The sequence below is a fragment of the Pseudomonas sp. NFIX28 genome, from assembly GCF_900107395.1.
Lineage (GTDB): Bacteria > Pseudomonadota > Gammaproteobacteria > Pseudomonadales > Pseudomonadaceae > Aquipseudomonas.
Genome location: NZ_FNPW01000020.1, coordinates 34,709 through 50,454 on the forward strand (window position 1 = coordinate 34,709; position 15,746 = coordinate 50,454).

A 15,746-nucleotide genomic window follows, 5' to 3' on the forward strand; every position below is an offset into this window, starting at 1 on the left:
GTCAGGTTATGGATTACTTGCGAATCCAGGCGTCCTTCCAGTTGCTGCCAACGCCTGGCTCGTACTGAGTAGCGCTGGTGTTCCACTGGATGCAGTAGCCGCTGTAGGGGAACGGCTTGCACTCATAGACGTTGCCGTCCTTGGCCAGCACCTTGGTGCCGGCCTTGTAGCCGGTCAGGCCCTGGGGGAAGACGTAGTCGTAGTCGCCGCCGCCCACGTCCTCGGTTTTCAGGGTGATGCGCTGGCTTTGTTGCAGCTGCTCGCCTTTTTCCGGCTTGGCCACGACCACCACGTCATAGTCGCCTTCGCTGACGTTGCGCAGCGGGATGGAGAAGTGCGGGGTGTTGTTGCCGGCTGCCGCCTGCTGGTGGGCGATGCTTTCGCCTTTGCCGTTGAACACGGTGGAGGCGATGGTGTACGTGCCGCCCTGGGCGATGGCGTTGAAGTGCAGGTCGGTGGCGTTGTCCTTGAGGATGTACTCGGCCTGCAGGCCGGAAAGCTTCAGCTCGCCAGGAATGCTCGGCTGTTCTTTCTGGATTTCCACGCGCACCACGTCGCTGTTGTTCTTGGCGTACATGGTGTTCTTGCCGTAGTTGGGCACGACTTCGTTATTGGCGTTGAGCTCGCCCATCACATAGCCGGCATTGGCCTTGTTGACTTGCTGCGCCAACAGGAATGGCCAGGTGTTGGCCTGGGCCTGTTCCGCGGTATCGATGCTCAGGCGGGTCTGGCGGTTCGGCTGCTCGCCGGCGTTGGTGAACACGCGGGTGCTGACCTTGTCGCCGATATGCAGGGGCTCGGGCTGGACGGCGCCGAGGATCTTCCAGTCAGGAATCGGCGCGCCATCGTTGTCGATGTTGACGTCGATGGCCTGGTAGAAGGTGGCGGCGGTGTCGGCGATCTTCCAGGTCGCCAGGATCACGTGGTAACCGCTGCGATCGGCCGGAATGTTGACGTTGTGCTTGGTCCGGCCACCCGCTGGAGGACGCGCGCCGCCAGCGTTTTCATTGAGCAGCGGGGTCATCTCGAAGGCGTCGCGGGTCAGCGGCTGGTTCGGGTTCCAGTCTTTCTTGGTGATGTAGAACTGGTAGTAGGCGCTGGCATGCCCGGCGGAGTAGTACCAGGTAAATTCATTCATGCCCGGCTTGATGGTGGTTTTCTGCCAACGGGTTGCGGTCTGCTCGTTGAGCTGGGAGAAGCTGGTGATGCCGCCGGCCGGGATGGTGCCGTTCGCCGGGCCGCATTTGGTGAAGTCGCCCGAGCAGTAATCCTTGGGGTAGTGATGCTGGACCGATGGCGAGTACTCGACACTTTGCGGTTCGTAAGTGACGGGGCCGCAATCGCGGTTGAGGTTGCCGCCGTTCGCGGAACACATGAAGGCACGGGACTTCGGACTTTCGATATAGCCGTGGGCGACGGCTTGTTGGCTGGCCAGCGAAGCCAGGCCGAGGGTGATGGCCAGCGGCAGCTTGCGCATCATGTTGGCGCGGTTGATATGAAGCATCGAATCACCTTGATTTAAGTATATGAGTTGGACTTCCTTGAACTCTTCGATGCCGGCCGCTGCAGGGCGCGACCAGGGTTGCCCGTGCCTGGCAGTGCCCGGTAACGAAGGGAACCTAGGATGCCGAGCACGCTTGTGGGCTTGTATGAGACGAGTACGAAAGGCGCGACGAGGGAATGGAACAAGATGTTTCCGGGCGGCGGCTTGGGCGCCGCCCGGGGGCGAGGAGGCCTTGCGCAGGGCTGCCCGGAGCGGGTCAGCCGTGGCGTTCGATGTCGCGCAGCATGCGTTCGATGACCGACAGCACGTTTTCGCGCTGGCCATCCATATCCTGCGTGCCCTGGCGGGCCGCGGCCTGCAGGTCGAGGCAGGCCCGCATCAATGCCGGCGAGTCGACCGTGCAGGCCAGGCCGCTGACCCGGTGGACCCACTGTTCGAGGAAGTCCTGCGTGTCGGGCAGCGGGGCGCTCAGCAGCTCGCGCTCCTGTTCCAGGTTGCGGCGCAGTTCCTGGAGCAAGCGTTGCTTGAGCTGCGGATCGTTCTGCAAGCCCTCCAGCCGGGACAGGTCGAAGGTCGCCGGGGGAGCCTCAGCGTCCGCTGGTTCGTGCGCCGGGGGGAGCACTGGCGAGGGTTCGTCTTGGGCAGCAAGGCCGAGCGACTGCAGCCCGCCGAGTATTTCCCGCAGACGCTCGAGGACGATGGGCTTGATCATCAGGTCGTCCATGCCGGCGGCCTGGCAACGTTGCTTTTCATCCGCCAGGGCACGGGCGGTGTAGCCGATGATCGGCAGCCGTTGCAGGCCGCGCGCCTGTTCCGCGGCCCGGATGTGGCGGGTCAGGGCGTAGCCGTCCATTTCCGGCATGTTGCAATCGGTGATCAGCACATCGAAGTGCCCCTGTTCCCACGCCTGCAGGGCCGCCTTGCCGCCGCTGACGTAGGTGCCTCGATGGCCGAGCCTGAGCAATTGCTGTTCGAGCACCAGGCCGTTGGTGGACACGTCGTCGACGATCAGCACGTTCAACGCGGTGACCGCTGGCGCAGGACCTGCAACGGCTTGCTGCGCGTCGTCCTCGACGACCGGTTGCCAGGGCAGGAGCAGTTCGAAGCTGATCCGGCAACCCAGGCCCGGAGCGCTGTCGAGCCGGATGTTGCCGCCCATGAGTTCGACCAGTTGTTTGCAGATGCTCAGGCCCAGGCCGGAGCCGCCGTGGCGATGGGCGATCTCGGCATAGGCTTGCTGGTACGGCGCGAAGATCTGCGGCTGGAGTTCCTCGGCGATACCGATGCCGGTGTCGTCGACATGAAAGATCAGCCGGCTTTGGTGCGGGGCCGAGTCGAGCTCCTGGACTTTCAGTTCGACCCGGCCATGAGCGGTGAACTTCAGGGCGTTGGACAGCAGGTTATGGAGGATTTGCGTCAGGCGCATGGCGTCCACCCGATAGCGCCGCCGTGGGTCCAGGCTGTGCTCCAGGTTCAGCTGCAGGTGCTTTTCCCGGGCCTGGACGGCGAACAGCTCAAGGCAGTTCTCCAGCAGGGGGGCGAGTGCGGTGGGGCTGGGCGCCAGCTCCATCTGGCCGGTTTCGACCTTGTCCAGATCGAGAATATTGCCGATGAGGTCGATCATCGATTGCGCCGATTGCTGGGCGATGCTGAGGTTTTGCGAGGGCGCGGACGAGCCGCTGGTTTCCAGCTCCAGCAGGCCGACCATGGCGTTCAGCGGGGTGCGCAGCTCATGGCTCATGGTCGCGAGGAACTGGCTTTTCGCCGCGCTGGCGTCGAGCGCCTGTTGCTGGGCTTCGAGCAGTTTGTTTTCCAGGTGCTTGCGCACGCTGATGTCGATCCAGCCGCCCAGCAGGCCCTGCTGTTTGCCAAGCGCGGTGTAGAAGGGCACCAGCCATTGGTAGATATGGTGGGTCTGGCCGTCGACCTCGATCACGCTGTCGAGGAACTGCGACTGGCGGTTATCCAGCAGCCGCTGGTGCTGTTCCTCCAGCTCCTGGGCCAGCGCGGGCGGAGCGATGCCTTGCTCCTGGGGCGTGGTGCCGCGGATCTCGTCCAGGGATTGGCCGAAGAACTGCTCATAGGCGTGGTTGCAGGTGCTCAGGCGTCCTTGCAGGTCGCGCACGTAAAGGGGAATGGGCAAGCCGTTGAGCAGGGCGAACTGGAAGGCCAGTTGGTCCTTGAGCTGATTCTGCGCGGTGCGCCGCTTGCGGATCTGAATCCGCAGGCGCCAGTTCCAGTACAAGGACAGCACCACCAGCAGCACCACCAGCGTAGCGGTCTGCCATACCCAGCTGGGCAGGTAGTCCCAGAGCGAGCCCTTGGTCGCGGGCCCCGCCAGAATGCTCAGGTGGTCCTGGTTGCCGTCCGAGTTCTTCAGCGAGTACAGCAGCTTGTTGAGGATGCTCAGCAGTTCTGGGTGCTTGGCCGATACGGCGAACACCAGCGGCTCGGGCTGGGCCTGGAACTGCTTGCCGGCGCGCAGCCTCGGATTGGTCATTCGCCGGGCATCGGCGGCGCTGTTCAGCATGGCGTCGACCATGCCCTGTTCGACCAGTTGCACGGCCTGGGTGTAGCGGTCGGTGAGCACCAACTCGATCGTCGGGTAGCGGCTGCTCAGCAGCGACTGCAGCGGGTGCCCGGCCTGCAGCGCCAGGCGCCTGCCGCCCAGGGCCGCCAGCGAACTGGGGGAACTGGCGCCCTTGCGGGTAATGAAGGCCCAGTACTCGGTGCCGAAGCCATCGCTGAACAGCAGGCTCTTTTGCAGGGACGGGGTTTGCGCCAGGGACAGGGCGATCTGGGCTTCGCCGTTTTCCAGGCGGCGCCGGTCGATTTCCGGTGACTGGCTATCGATGATGTTCAGTTGCAGCTGATAGTCGTCGGCCAGGCTGCGCAGCACATTGAATGCCAGCCCGGCCCATTGGCCGTCGGCCTTGCGGTACAGGTAGTTGGGGATTTCGCGGGCGATCAGGTTTAGCGCAGGAAGGCGCTTGAGCCAGCGGTCTTCCTTGCTGTTGAGGGCAAAGGAGTCGGTCGGCGCAAACAGCCAGGGCGAACGCTCCCAGCGCTGCAATATCTCTTGTTTGCGCTCCTGGGAAACGGTCTTCAACGAGGCGTTGATCAGGGTGATCAACTGCTCTTCATGCCCGCGCGCGGCGAAGCTGAAGCCCATGGCCGGCAGGTTGCCGACGTATTTGTTCTGCAACTTGAGGTTGTTCAGGCTGCGCAGGTAGAAGTTGGTGCGCAACTGATCGCCGATCAGCGCGTCGGCCTCGCCGTCGGCCAGGCGTTGCAGGCCTTGGACAATGCTGGTGATCACGATCAGCTCGGCCTTGGGGTAGGCCTTGCCGATCGTTTCTGGCTGCACATAGTAGGCAGGGACCAGCACGCGCTTGCCCGCGAGGTCCGGGGGCAGGTCCTTGTCGGAGATGCGGCCGACGATGATCGGCTCGTTGTCCAGGTAGGGCGTGCTGTAGACGAACCCGGGCTGCTTTCTTTCATACTCGGTGGCGCGGGGAATCAGGTCGACGTCACCGCTTGTCAGGGCGGCGATGGCGGCGTCCACCGAGGGGTAGGGCACGTGCTGGATCGGCAGTTCGAGAAACTGGCTGATGTGTTTCAGGTAGTCGTTGGTGATCTGGTTGAGGACATCGTTGCCAGGCGGATCGAGTTGCTTGTTGGAAGCGCTCACCGAGGCCACCCGCAGCGGGCGATGCGGTAGCGTCTGACGCATGGCCATCAGGGCGGCCAGGGACAGTGGCTCAGGCTCGGGCTCGGCGGCGCCCAGGACGGCAACACTGGTCAGCAAGAGCGTGATCCAGACGATCAGGCGTGTCAGGCCCGTTAGAGGGTTAGGCATAATCTCAGGCCAGCCCGACTTCCTGGATGTACAGGTAAAGGCTGGCATTGTTATCCAGGCCCAGTTTGCGCATCGCGCTGCTTTTCTGGCTGCTAATGGTCTGCTTGGAGCGATTGAGGTGCAGGGCTATTTCATTGACCGACAGTCCGGCGCCGTACAGGCGCAGGACTTCGGCTTCGCGCGGGGACAGTTGCTCGACCTCGGTCGTGGGCTGCCCGGGGTCGAGCAGATGCCGGATCGACGGGGATATGAAGGGTTTGGCCAGGCTGGCGCGAGTCGCCATCTGCAGGTCGCCCTGGACCCCGCGTTTACTGATCAGCCCCTGCACGCCCAGTTTCAGGATCGAGGCCAGCAGTGCCGGGTTATTGAGCATGGTCACCACGATGACCGCGACCGCGGGGTGGCGGCGGCGCAATTGCTCGATCAGGCGGATGCCGTCGGCCTGTTGGCTGTGGGGCATCATCAGGTCGGTGATGACCAGGTCGCAGGGCTGTTCGGCCAATAGCTGGAAAAGCCCCTCGACGTCCTGGGCTTCGCCAACGATCTGCAACGTACTGTCGCTGCTGAGAGACGCTCGTATGCCGATAAGTGTCAGCAGATGATCATCGACGACTATTACTTTCCTTTGCATCTGGGGCGGGTTCCTGTCCGTGCATAGCGTGAGCGAGTGCATAGAGTTAAGCAGAACGCGTGCAAGTATCTGCCGGCGTCAGCGGTGCGCAGGTTACTCCTGTCGCGTGACGCGATGAAGTATCCGCAACTGGCGGGCAAGACAGGCGTTGGCCAGGCATGCAGATGTCCGGGAAAGTGTTGGCAGGTAGGTGAAGCGAGAGGGCGCGGCAGCCAGCAGGGGAGGAGTCCCGTCGGCGAGCCCGTGGCTCGAGTTTCGAGCCACGGGGCATTTCGGTCAGGTCAGACGTTGAAGCGGAAGTGCATCACGTCGCCGTCCTTGACGATGTAGTCCTTGCCTTCCAGGCGCCATTTGCCGGCTTCCTTGGCACCGGCTTCACCCTTGAACTGGATGAAGTCGTTGTAGGCGATCACTTCGGCGCGGATGAAGCCTTTCTCGAAGTCGGTGTGGATCACCGCGGCGGCCTGCGGAGCGGTAGCGCCGACGCGGACGGTCCAGGCGCGCACTTCCTTTACACCCGCGGTGAAATAGGTCTGCAGGTGCAGCATTTCGTAGCCGGCGCGGATCACGCGGTTCAGGCCAGGTTCTTCGAGGCCCAGAGCTTCGAGGAACATGTCTTTCTCTTCGCCGTCTTCAAGTTCGGCGATTTCCGCTTCGATCTTGTTGCAGACCGGCACCACCACGGCGCCTTCTTCTTCGGCGATGGCCTTGACCACGTCAAGGTGCGGGTTGTTTTCGAAACCGTCTTCAGCAACGTTGGCGATGTACATGACCGGCTTGGTGGTCAGCAGGTGGAAGCCTTTGATCACTGCTTTTTCGTCGGTGCTCATGTTCTTCATCAGGCTGCGCGCTGGCTTGCCTTCGGTGAAGTGCGCGATCAGTTGCTCGAGCAGGGCTTTCTGCGCCACGGCGTCCTTGTCACCGCCCTTGGCGTTGCGCGCGACTTTCTGCAGTTGCTTTTCGCAGCTGTCCAGGTCGGCGAAGATCAGTTCCAGGTCGATGATCTCGATGTCGCGTTTCGGGTCGACGCTGTTGGACACGTGGATCACGTTGTCGTCTTCGAAGCAGCGGACCACGTGGGCGATGGCATCGGTTTCGCGGATGTTGGCCAGGAACTTGTTACCCAGGCCTTCACCTTTCGAGGCGCCCGCCACCAGGCCGGCGATGTCGACGAACTCCATGGTGGTCGGCAACACGCGCTCGGGCACCACGATGGCTGCCAGGGCGTCCAGACGCGGATCCGGCATCGGCACGATGCCGCTGTTCGGCTCGATGGTGCAGAAGGGGAAGTTCTCGGCCGCGATACCGGATTTGGTCAGGGCGTTGAACAGGGTGGACTTGCCGACGTTAGGCAGGCCGACGATGCCGCAGTTGAATCCCATGGTGTTTCCCCTCGGATAAGAGTCAGGCCTTCTGGCTGTGCAGGTTTTTCATCGCACGGTTCCATTCACCGGCGAAGATATCCGGCAGCACGCCGAGGGCAAAATCGATGCTGGCATCGAGCTTTTCCTGTTCGGCGCGTGGCGCGCGACCCAGGACGAAGTTCGAGACCATGCTGGCGACGCCTGGGTGGCCGATGCCAAGCCGCAAGCGGTGAAAGGTATTTTGGTTGCCCAGTTGCGCGATGATGTCGCGCAACCCGTTGTGCCCGCCATGCCCGCCGCCCTGTTTGAGCTTGGCGACGCCGGGTGGCAGGTCGAGTTCGTCATGCGCCACCAGGATTTCTTCGGGCTTGATGCGGAAGAAACCGGCCAATGCCGCCACGGCCTGGCCGCTGCGGTTCATGTAGGTGGTGGGTATCAGCAGACGAATGTCCTGACCCTGGTGCGAGAAGCGCCCGGTCAGGCCGAAATATTTGCGATCGGCCACAAGGCTGACGCCTTGTTTCTCGGCGATGCGCTCAACAAAAAGGGCCCCTGCGTTATGCCGGGTCTGTTCGTATTCGGCGCCTGGATTACCCAGGCCAACGATCAGTTTGATGGCAGTCACGATAGGGGCCCTTCCTTGGAGTTGTGGATAACATCGCCGCGACTGGAGTGTGCGGCGAAAGTGGACGACAAGTGCTCATTTACCATTATGTAAACTCCGCGTTCCCGCCCGCTTTCTCGCTACGTACCAGTCCGCGATGTTTCCGGTAACTCCGGCAAGCAGAGTGAATTACTCTGCAGCGCCTTCTGCAGCTTCTGGAGCAACACGTGGAGCGTGAACGTTGGCAACAGCCAGGTCGTTACCGTGAGCCAGAGCAACGAACTCAACGCCTTTAGGGGCCTTGATGTTCGACAGGTGAACGATGGTGCCGATTTCAGCGTCGCCCAGGTCGACTTCGATGAACTCAGGCAGGTCTTTCGGCAGGCAGGACACTTCGATTTCGGAGATAACGTGCGAAATCTCGCCGCCTTTCTTGACCGGAGCAGCTTCGTTGACGAAGTGCACTGGAACGATAGCGGTCAGTTTCTGACCAGCAACAACGCGTACGAAGTCAGCGTGCATCACGTGGCCTTTGGCCGGGTGACGTTGCAGCGCCTTGATCACGACGTTTTGCTTGGTGCCGCCAACGTTCAGTTCGATAACGTGGCTGAAAGCAGCTTCGTTTTCGAGCAGTTTGGCAACTTCTTTGGCCAGCATGCTGATGGATTCAGGGGCTTTGTCGCCACCGTAAACTACAGCTGGAACCAGGCTTGCGAGACGACGCAGGCGGCGGCTCGCACCTTTCCCCAGGTCGGAACGCAGTTCAGCATTCAGAGTAAAATCGTTCATGTTGTATCTCCAAAATAACCACACTCGCCCCAGCGTTTGCGACCAGCGCTAAAGGCGATATGGGCAAAAAAGCCCCGCCCCAACAGGAATGCTGGGGCGGGGCGCTTTTCGTCATCGAGATGTAAGGCTAGGGCAGGGCCTTAGCGGAACATCGCGCTGATCGATTCTTCGTTGCTGATGCGGCGAACCGCTTCGGCAACAACCGGTGCGATATCCAGTTGACGGATACGCGCACAGGCCTGTGCTGCAGCGGACAGCGGGATGGTGTTAGTCACCACCAGCTCGTCCAGCACGGAATTTTCAATGTTCTCGATTGCTCGACCCGACAGCACAGGGTGTGTGCAGTAGGCAAAGACCTTGGCAGCGCCATGCTCTTTCAGGGCCTTGGCCGCGTGGCACAGGGTGCCGGCGGTATCGACCATGTCGTCAACCAGGATACAGGTACGGCCTTCAACGTCACCGATGATATGCATCACTTCAGAGTGATTGGCTTTCTCGCGGCGCTTGTCGATGATCCCGAGATCCACGCCCAGGGATTTGGCAACGGCACGTGCACGCACGACGCCACCAATGTCCGGGGAGACAATCATCAGGTTCTCGAAACGTTGATCTTCGATGTCATCCACCAGGACCGGGGAGCCGTAGATGTTATCTACCGGAATATCGAAGAAGCCCTGAATCTGGTCAGCATGCAAATCAACCGTGAGAACACGGTCGATGCCGACTACGGTAAGCATGTCAGCGACGACTTTCGCGCTGATAGCCACACGTGCGGAACGCGGACGGCGATCCTGACGGGCATAACCAAAGTAAGGAATTACAGCAGTGATTCGAGTCGCTGAGGAACGGCGGAAGGCATCAGCCATCACGACGAGTTCCATCAGGTTATCGTTGGTCGGAGCGCAGGTCGGCTGAATAATGAAGACGTCTTTACCGCGGACATTTTCATTGATCTCAGCGGTAATTTCGCCGTCGGAAAATTTTCCAACAGAGATGTCACCGAGAGGGATATGCAGCTGACGTACGACACGCCGAGCCAGATCGGGGTTAGCGTTCCCCGTAAAGACCATCATCTTGGACACGCGCAGTACCTGAAGGCTGAGGGTATACCTGGATGAGTATAAGGAAAATGGCAGGGGCGGCTGGATTCGAACCAACGCATGGCAGGATCAAAACCTGCTGCCTTACCGCTTGGCGACGCCCCTGTATCTGTTGCATCAAGTGCCTGGCACTTGGTTCCTTTTAGAGCAGACTTTGCAGCTTGCGATGCAACATCGAAATGTTGCTTCCTTTTGCTACAAACCCTGTAAGGGTCTCTGTAAGAAGGGCCGAGACTTTATCAGCTTCAGCTTTGCTTGGGAAGCCCCCAAACACACAACTTCCAGTTCCGGTCAGTTTTGCTTCGGTAAATTTACCTAACAAATTCAATGCGTTACGTACATCTGGATAACGCCTTGCAACCACCGGCAAGCAGTCATTTCTGCTGTTTCCCTTGGGAACGGGGCGCACTTTAATGGGCGGAGTGTCACGTGTCAACAGCGGATCTGAAAAAATTTCTGCTGTACTTACAGAGACTTGCGGCACCAGCACGAGATACCACGGCTCCTCGGGATCAACCGGGGTAAGTTTTTCCCCCACGCCCTCGGCGAAAGCCGCGTGCCCGCGCACGAAAACCGGTACGTCGGCGCCCAGCGAAAGGCCCAGGGTGGCCAGGCGATCTTCGTCCCAGCCCAATTGCCAGAGATGATTCAGGCCCAACAGGGTGGTCGCCGCGTTGGAGCTGCCGCCGCCAATGCCGCCACCCATGGGCAGGACTTTTTCGATCCAGATATCGATGCCCAGCGGGCAAGCGGATTGTTCCTGGAGTTTTTTCGCCGCTCGCACGATCAGGTTGCTGTCGTGGGGAACGCCGGCGAATTCCGTATGCAGGCGAATGACGCCGTCGTCGCGAACGGCGAAGGTGATCTCATCGCCGTAATCGAGAAATTGAAAGATCGTCTGCAATTCGTGATAGCCGTCTGCACGGCGACCGAGAATGTGCAGCATCAAATTGAGTTTCGCAGGAGAGGGCAGGGTCAGTTGTGGCGCGCTCATGCTCACTGCCCCAGCTTGCGTGGTTGCCATTCCTTGATCACCAGCGTGACGTCAAGGTCGCGGCCATGCAGCTTGATCCGCTCGGGCAGCCAGTAACCGCTCTGTTGTGCATAACTCAGGTATTCGACCTGCCAGTTGTCCTGTTCGAGATTGGACAGGCGGCTGTCGCCGTCCAGGGTCAGGCGACTCTTGCTGTCGGGGGCGGGCAGCCCGCGCACCCACCAGGCCAGATGCGAGACCGGCAGGTTCCAGCCCAGCTGTTCTTCGAGCAGGGCTTCCGGAGTCGGGGCTTCGTAACGTCCCTGGTTGGCGACTTCCAGCGCGACCTTGCCGGGACGTCCGGTCAGGCGGGCGGCGCCGCGACCCAGCGGGCCGGACAGGCGGATATCGTAGTAATCCTGGCGCTGCAGCCAGAACAGCGTGCCGCTGCCCGAATCCTTGGGCGCGCGAATGCCGATCTTGCCGTTGATCTGCCAGCCGTCGAGGCCGGCCAACTGCTGTTTGTGTTCGCGCCATAGCGCGGGGCTGCCGTGACCCTCGACAGATTCGCGGCTAGTGAGAGCCGAACAGCCGGCGAGCAGAGCGATAAAGCTGAAAACGATAAGGTGGCGCAAAAACATAGTCTTAGAGAGTCTCTGATCCGGTCAGGCGTTTGATGGTGCTGCGCAGGATTGGGCTGTCGGGCTGGTCCTTGAGGAACTTGCTCCAGATCTGCCTGGCTTCACGTTGCTTGCCGTTGGCCCAGAGCACTTCGCCCAGGTGCGCGGCGACTTCCTGGTCGGGGAAGCGTTCCAGTGCCTGGCGCAGCAGGCGTTCGGCTTCCGCCAGGTTACCCAGGCGATAATTCACCCAGCCGAGGCTATCGAGTACCGCCGGATCGTCCGGGGTCAGCTGATGGGCCTGTTCGATCAGGGCCTTGGCTTCGGCGTAGCGCGTGGTGCGGTCCGACAGGGTGTAGCCGAGGGCGTTCAGCGCCATGGCGTTGTCCGGCTCGCGCTTGATGATCAGGCGCAGGTCCTTTTCCATCTGGGCCAGGTCGTTGCGCTTCTCGGCCTGCATAGCGCGGGTATAGAGCAGGTTCACGTCGTCCGGATATTGCTGCAGCGCCTGCTGGAGAATTTTCCAGGCCTTGTCCCCCTGTTTGTTGGCGGACAGGGTTTCGGCTTCGATCAGGTATAGCTGGATGGCGTAGTCCGGTTGGGTATCGCGGGCGGCAGCCAGGCGTTTTTCGGCTTCGGCGGTGCGGCCGTTGTTCATCAGGATGTCGGCCTGGCGCAATTGCGCCGGCAGATAGTCGTTGCCCGGTCCGACCTGGCCGTATTCGGCCAGCGCGCCCTGTGGATCGTTAAGCTCTTCGGCGATGCGCCCCAGGTTCAGGTGGGCCGAATCGACGTGGCTTTCCCGGGCGATCAGGTCTTCCAGGTAGCCCTTGGCCTCTTCCCAGTCCTTGGCTTCCAGGCAGACCAGCGCCAGGGAGTAACGCAGCTCGTCGTCTTCCGGATATTGCTGGACCAGGCTGGAGAACTGGGCCTTGGCATCGTCCATGCGATCCTGCTCGACCAGCATGCGTGCGTAAGTCAGGCGCAGGCGCTTGTCGTCCGGGTATTTGCGAATGCTTTTTTCCAGCAGCGGCAGGGCTTCGTCGGCGCGGCTGAGGCTTTGCAGCAGGCGGGCACGCAGGAGGATCGGCGCGATTTCGCCTTCTTCCGGTGGGTTCTGCTCCAGCAGCTTCAGGGCTTCGCGGTTGTCGCCGTCCTGTTGCAGCAGCAGTGCCTTGCCGAATATCAGCTGGCCGTTGTTCGGGTGTTTTTGCAGCAGGCGGTCGAAGCTTTTCATCAGACCGTTGCGGGTGTCCTGGTCGGTATCGGCGGCCGACAAGGCGAGGAAGTCGAAATGGGTATCGCCCTTGCCCTGCAGGACTTTCTCCATATAGACCATGGATTCGTCGTAACGCCCGGTGCGGGCCAGCTGGATGGCGGCGGCGCGCTGGGCTTCCAGGTCATCCGGAGCGTTTTTTGCCCAGATCAGCGCAGTGTCCAGCGCGGCCTGGTCGGCGCCCAGGTATTCGGCGATGCGGAACGCTCGTTCGGAAATGCCCGGGTCCTGGGTATTGATGGCCTGGGTGACATAGTTGTCCAGGGCAATGTCGAAACGATTGCGTTGGCCAGCCAGCTCCGCGCTCAGCAGGCTGAAGACCGTGTCTTCGCTGAACGAAGAGTAAACCTTGGGCTTTTCAGGAGCCGGGGTGCTGTCTTCGACCGGCGGTGTACCGTCCGGTGAAACGGGTGCCAAAGCCTGGCAGCCGCTGAGGAAGACAAAAGCAAGGAGCAACGCGGAAGATCTATTCATATAGGAAGAAGGACGACTAACCTGCGGTCGGATCATCATGACACAAGCCTTCGGCCAAACATAACCGAGACTCAGCGGATGCCTTACAGAGGCAGTCTATTGGGACAATAGTCGGCAGTGGTTGTTCTGAATCTTTCGAAGTAGGACAATTGTCGGCTTCTCGACATCATCAGCGACCTTGAATGGCCTTCCTCGCACTCGGTATTAACCACAAGACTGCTTCAGTAGACGTCCGCGAGCGCGTGGCCTTTACCCCTGAGCAGTTGGTTGAGGCCTTGCAGCAGCTCTGCCGCCTCACCGACAGCCGCGAAGCTGCGATCCTCTCCACCTGCAATCGCAGTGAACTCTATATAGAACAGGATCACCTTTCGGCGGATATCGTGCTGCGCTGGCTGGCCGAGTACCACCATCTGAGCCTTGAGGACCTGCGCGCCAGTGCCTATGTGCACGAAGACGATGCGGCCGTTCGTCACATGATGCGTGTCGCTTCGGGGCTGGATTCGCTGGTGCTGGGCGAGCCGCAGATCCTCGGGCAGATGAAATCCGCCTACGCCGTGGCGCGTGAGGCCGGAACCATAGGCCCGCTGCTGGGGCGGCTGTTCCAGGCCACTTTCAGCGCTGCCAAGCAAGTACGCACCGACACCGCCATCGGTGAGAACCCGGTTTCCGTGGCTTTTGCCGCGGTGAGCCTGGCGAAACAGATTTTCAGCGATCTGCAGCGCAGCCAGGCGCTGCTGATCGGCGCCGGCGAAACCATTACCCTGGTCGCCCGCCACCTGCATGACCTGGGGGTCAAGCGCATCGTGGTCGCCAACCGCACGCTGGAGCGCGCCAGCACCCTGGCCGAACAGTTTGGAGCCCATGCCGTGCTGCTTTCGGATATTCCTCAGGAGTTGGTGCACAGCGATATCGTCATCAGTTCCACCGCCAGCCAGTTGCCGATCCTCGGCAAGGGTGCGGTGGAAAGCGCGCTGAAGCTGCGCAAGCACAAGCCGATTTTCATGGTGGATATTGCCGTTCCGCGGGATATCGAGCCAGAAGTCGGCGAATTGGACGACGTTTACCTCTATACCGTCGACGATCTCCACGAAGTGGTCGCCGAAAACCTCAAGAGCCGTCAAGGCGCGGCGCAGGCGGCGGAAGAGCTGGTGAACATCGGCGCCGAAGATTTCATGGTGCGCCTGCGCGAGCTGGCTGCGGTGGATGTGCTCAAGGCGTATCGTCAGCAGAGCGAACGCCTGCGCGATGAAGAACTGCAAAAGGCCCTGCGCATGCTGAGCAACGGCAGCAGCGCCGAAGACGTCCTGATGCAACTGGCTCGCGGCCTGACAAACAAATTGCTGCATGCGCCCAGCGTCCAGTTGAAAAAACTGACCGCTGAAGGCCGCCTGGATGCGCTGGCCATGGCCCAGGAACTCTTTGCCCTCGGTGAGGGCGCTTCGGACTCTTCGGATAAAAAACCGCAATGAAAGCGTCACTGCTCAATAAGCTGGATGTGCTCCAGGACCGTTTCGAGGAATTGACCGCGTTGCTTGGCGACGGCGAGGTCATATCCGATCAGGCCAAGTTCCGCGCCTATTCCAAGGAGTACGCGGAAGTCGAGCCGATCGTCGAGACCTATAAACAGGTGCTCAAGGTCCAGGCCGACCTCGAGGGCGCGCAGGCGCTGCTCAAGGACAGCGATCCGGACATGCGCGAAATGGCGGTGGAAGAAGTCCGCGAAGCCAAGGAGCAACTGGTCGAGCTGGAAAGCACGCTGCAACGCATGCTGCTGCCCAAGGACCCGAACGACGGGCGCAACGTGTTCCTGGAAATCCGCGCCGGCACCGGTGGCGACGAAGCGGCGATCTTCTCCGGCGACCTGTTCCGCATGTATTCGCGCTATGCCGAGCGGCGTGGCTGGCGGCTGGAGATCCTTTCGGAAAACGAGGGCGAGCACGGCGGCTATAAAGAAGTCATCGCCCGGGTCGAAGGCGAGAACGTCTACGGCAAGCTGAAATTCGAATCCGGCGCCCACCGCGTGCAGCGGGTGCCGGCCACCGAATCCCAAGGCCGCATCCACACCTCGGCCTGCACCGTGGCGGTGCTGCCCGAGCCGGATGAGCAAGAAGCCATCGAGATCAACCCGGCGGACCTGCGAATCGACACCTATCGCTCCTCGGGCGCCGGTGGCCAGCACGTCAACAAGACCGACTCGGCGATCCGCATTACGCACATTCCGTCGGGAATCGTGGTCGAGTGCCAGGAAGAGCGTTCCCAGCACAAGAACCGTGCGCGCGCCATGTCCTGGCTGTCGGCAAAGCTCAACGACCAGCAGACCAGTGCCGCGGCCAATGCGATCGCCAGCGAGCGCAAGCTGCTGGTGGGTTCGGGCGACCGCTCCGAGCGCATCCGCACCTACAACTTTCCCCAGGGCCGGGTGACCGATCACCGCGTCAACCTGACCCTCTATTCCCTCGATGAAATCCTCGCCGGTGGCGTCGAGGCGGTGATCGAACCGCTTCTGGCCGAATACCAGGCCGATCAACTAGCCGCACTGGGCGAGTAAACAT

Annotated in this window: 12 protein-coding genes and 1 tRNA gene; 2 read left to right on the top strand and 11 right to left on the bottom strand. The window is 61.2% G+C overall.

Annotated features, from left to right (window positions below):
- Nucleotides 1-13: 13 nt before the first annotated feature.
- The 11 genes from gbpA to BLV20_RS27910 form a co-directional block, all read right to left on the bottom strand.
- Nucleotides 14-1,504, bottom strand: a complete 1,491-nt coding sequence (gene gbpA / locus BLV20_RS27860; RefSeq protein WP_092305593.1) for an N-acetylglucosamine-binding protein GbpA — start codon at nt 1,502-1,504, stop codon at nt 14-16.
- 256 nt (nt 1,505-1,760) lie between these two features.
- Nucleotides 1,761-5,363 (bottom strand): ATP-binding protein, encoded by a 3,603-nt coding sequence (locus tag BLV20_RS27865; RefSeq protein ID WP_092305594.1) that lies wholly within the window; start codon nt 5,361-5,363, stop codon nt 1,761-1,763.
- A gap of 4 nt (nt 5,364-5,367) precedes the next feature.
- Nucleotides 5,368-5,994 carry a response regulator gene (locus BLV20_RS27870; RefSeq protein ID WP_092305595.1) on the bottom strand — a complete coding sequence of 209 codons (627 nt, stop codon included), beginning with the start codon at nt 5,992-5,994 and terminating at the stop codon, nt 5,368-5,370.
- A gap of 281 nt (nt 5,995-6,275) precedes the next feature.
- Nucleotides 6,276-7,376 (bottom strand): redox-regulated ATPase YchF, encoded by a 1,101-nt coding sequence (gene ychF, locus BLV20_RS27875; RefSeq protein WP_092305596.1) that lies wholly within the window; start codon nt 7,374-7,376, stop codon nt 6,276-6,278.
- 22 nt (nt 7,377-7,398) lie between these two features.
- Nucleotides 7,399-7,983 carry an aminoacyl-tRNA hydrolase gene (pth, locus tag BLV20_RS27880; RefSeq protein WP_007928340.1) on the bottom strand — a complete coding sequence of 195 codons (585 nt, stop codon included), beginning with the start codon at nt 7,981-7,983 and terminating at the stop codon, nt 7,399-7,401.
- A 168-nt stretch (nt 7,984-8,151) separates the two neighbouring features.
- On the bottom strand, nt 8,152-8,751 hold the full coding sequence (locus BLV20_RS27885; RefSeq protein ID WP_092305597.1) for a 50S ribosomal protein L25/general stress protein Ctc: 600 nt from the start codon (nt 8,749-8,751) through the stop codon (nt 8,152-8,154).
- A 140-nt stretch (nt 8,752-8,891) separates the two neighbouring features.
- Entirely contained in the window at nt 8,892-9,833 is a 942-nt protein-coding gene (locus BLV20_RS27890; RefSeq protein WP_003171603.1) for a ribose-phosphate pyrophosphokinase, read from the bottom strand.
- Between the two features lie 48 nt (nt 9,834-9,881).
- Nucleotides 9,882-9,956 (bottom strand) — tRNA-Gln (locus BLV20_RS27895).
- A gap of 37 nt (nt 9,957-9,993) precedes the next feature.
- Entirely contained in the window at nt 9,994-10,845 is an 852-nt protein-coding gene (gene ispE, locus BLV20_RS27900; RefSeq protein WP_092305598.1) for a 4-(cytidine 5'-diphospho)-2-C-methyl-D-erythritol kinase, read from the bottom strand.
- A gap of 2 nt (nt 10,846-10,847) precedes the next feature.
- The gene (lolB, locus tag BLV20_RS27905; RefSeq protein ID WP_092305599.1) at nt 10,848-11,465 is read right to left on the bottom strand and encodes a lipoprotein insertase outer membrane protein LolB; all 618 of its coding nucleotides are present in this window, start codon (nt 11,463-11,465) and stop codon (nt 10,848-10,850) included.
- 4 nt (nt 11,466-11,469) lie between these two features.
- Entirely contained in the window at nt 11,470-13,194 is a 1,725-nt protein-coding gene (locus BLV20_RS27910; protein ID WP_092305600.1) for a tetratricopeptide repeat protein, read from the bottom strand.
- 182 nt (nt 13,195-13,376) lie between these two features.
- Here BLV20_RS27910 and hemA point away from each other — a divergent pair, with 182 nt between their 5' ends.
- Entirely contained in the window at nt 13,377-14,663 is a 1,287-nt protein-coding gene (gene hemA, locus BLV20_RS27915; RefSeq protein WP_092305601.1) for a glutamyl-tRNA reductase, read from the top strand.
- Nucleotides 14,660-15,742, top strand: coding sequence for a peptide chain release factor 1 (prfA, locus tag BLV20_RS27920; protein ID WP_007928353.1), 1,083 nt, complete (start codon nt 14,660-14,662; stop codon nt 15,740-15,742). Before hemA ends, prfA begins: the two co-directional genes overlap by 4 nt.
- Nucleotides 15,743-15,746 lie beyond the last annotated feature (4 nt).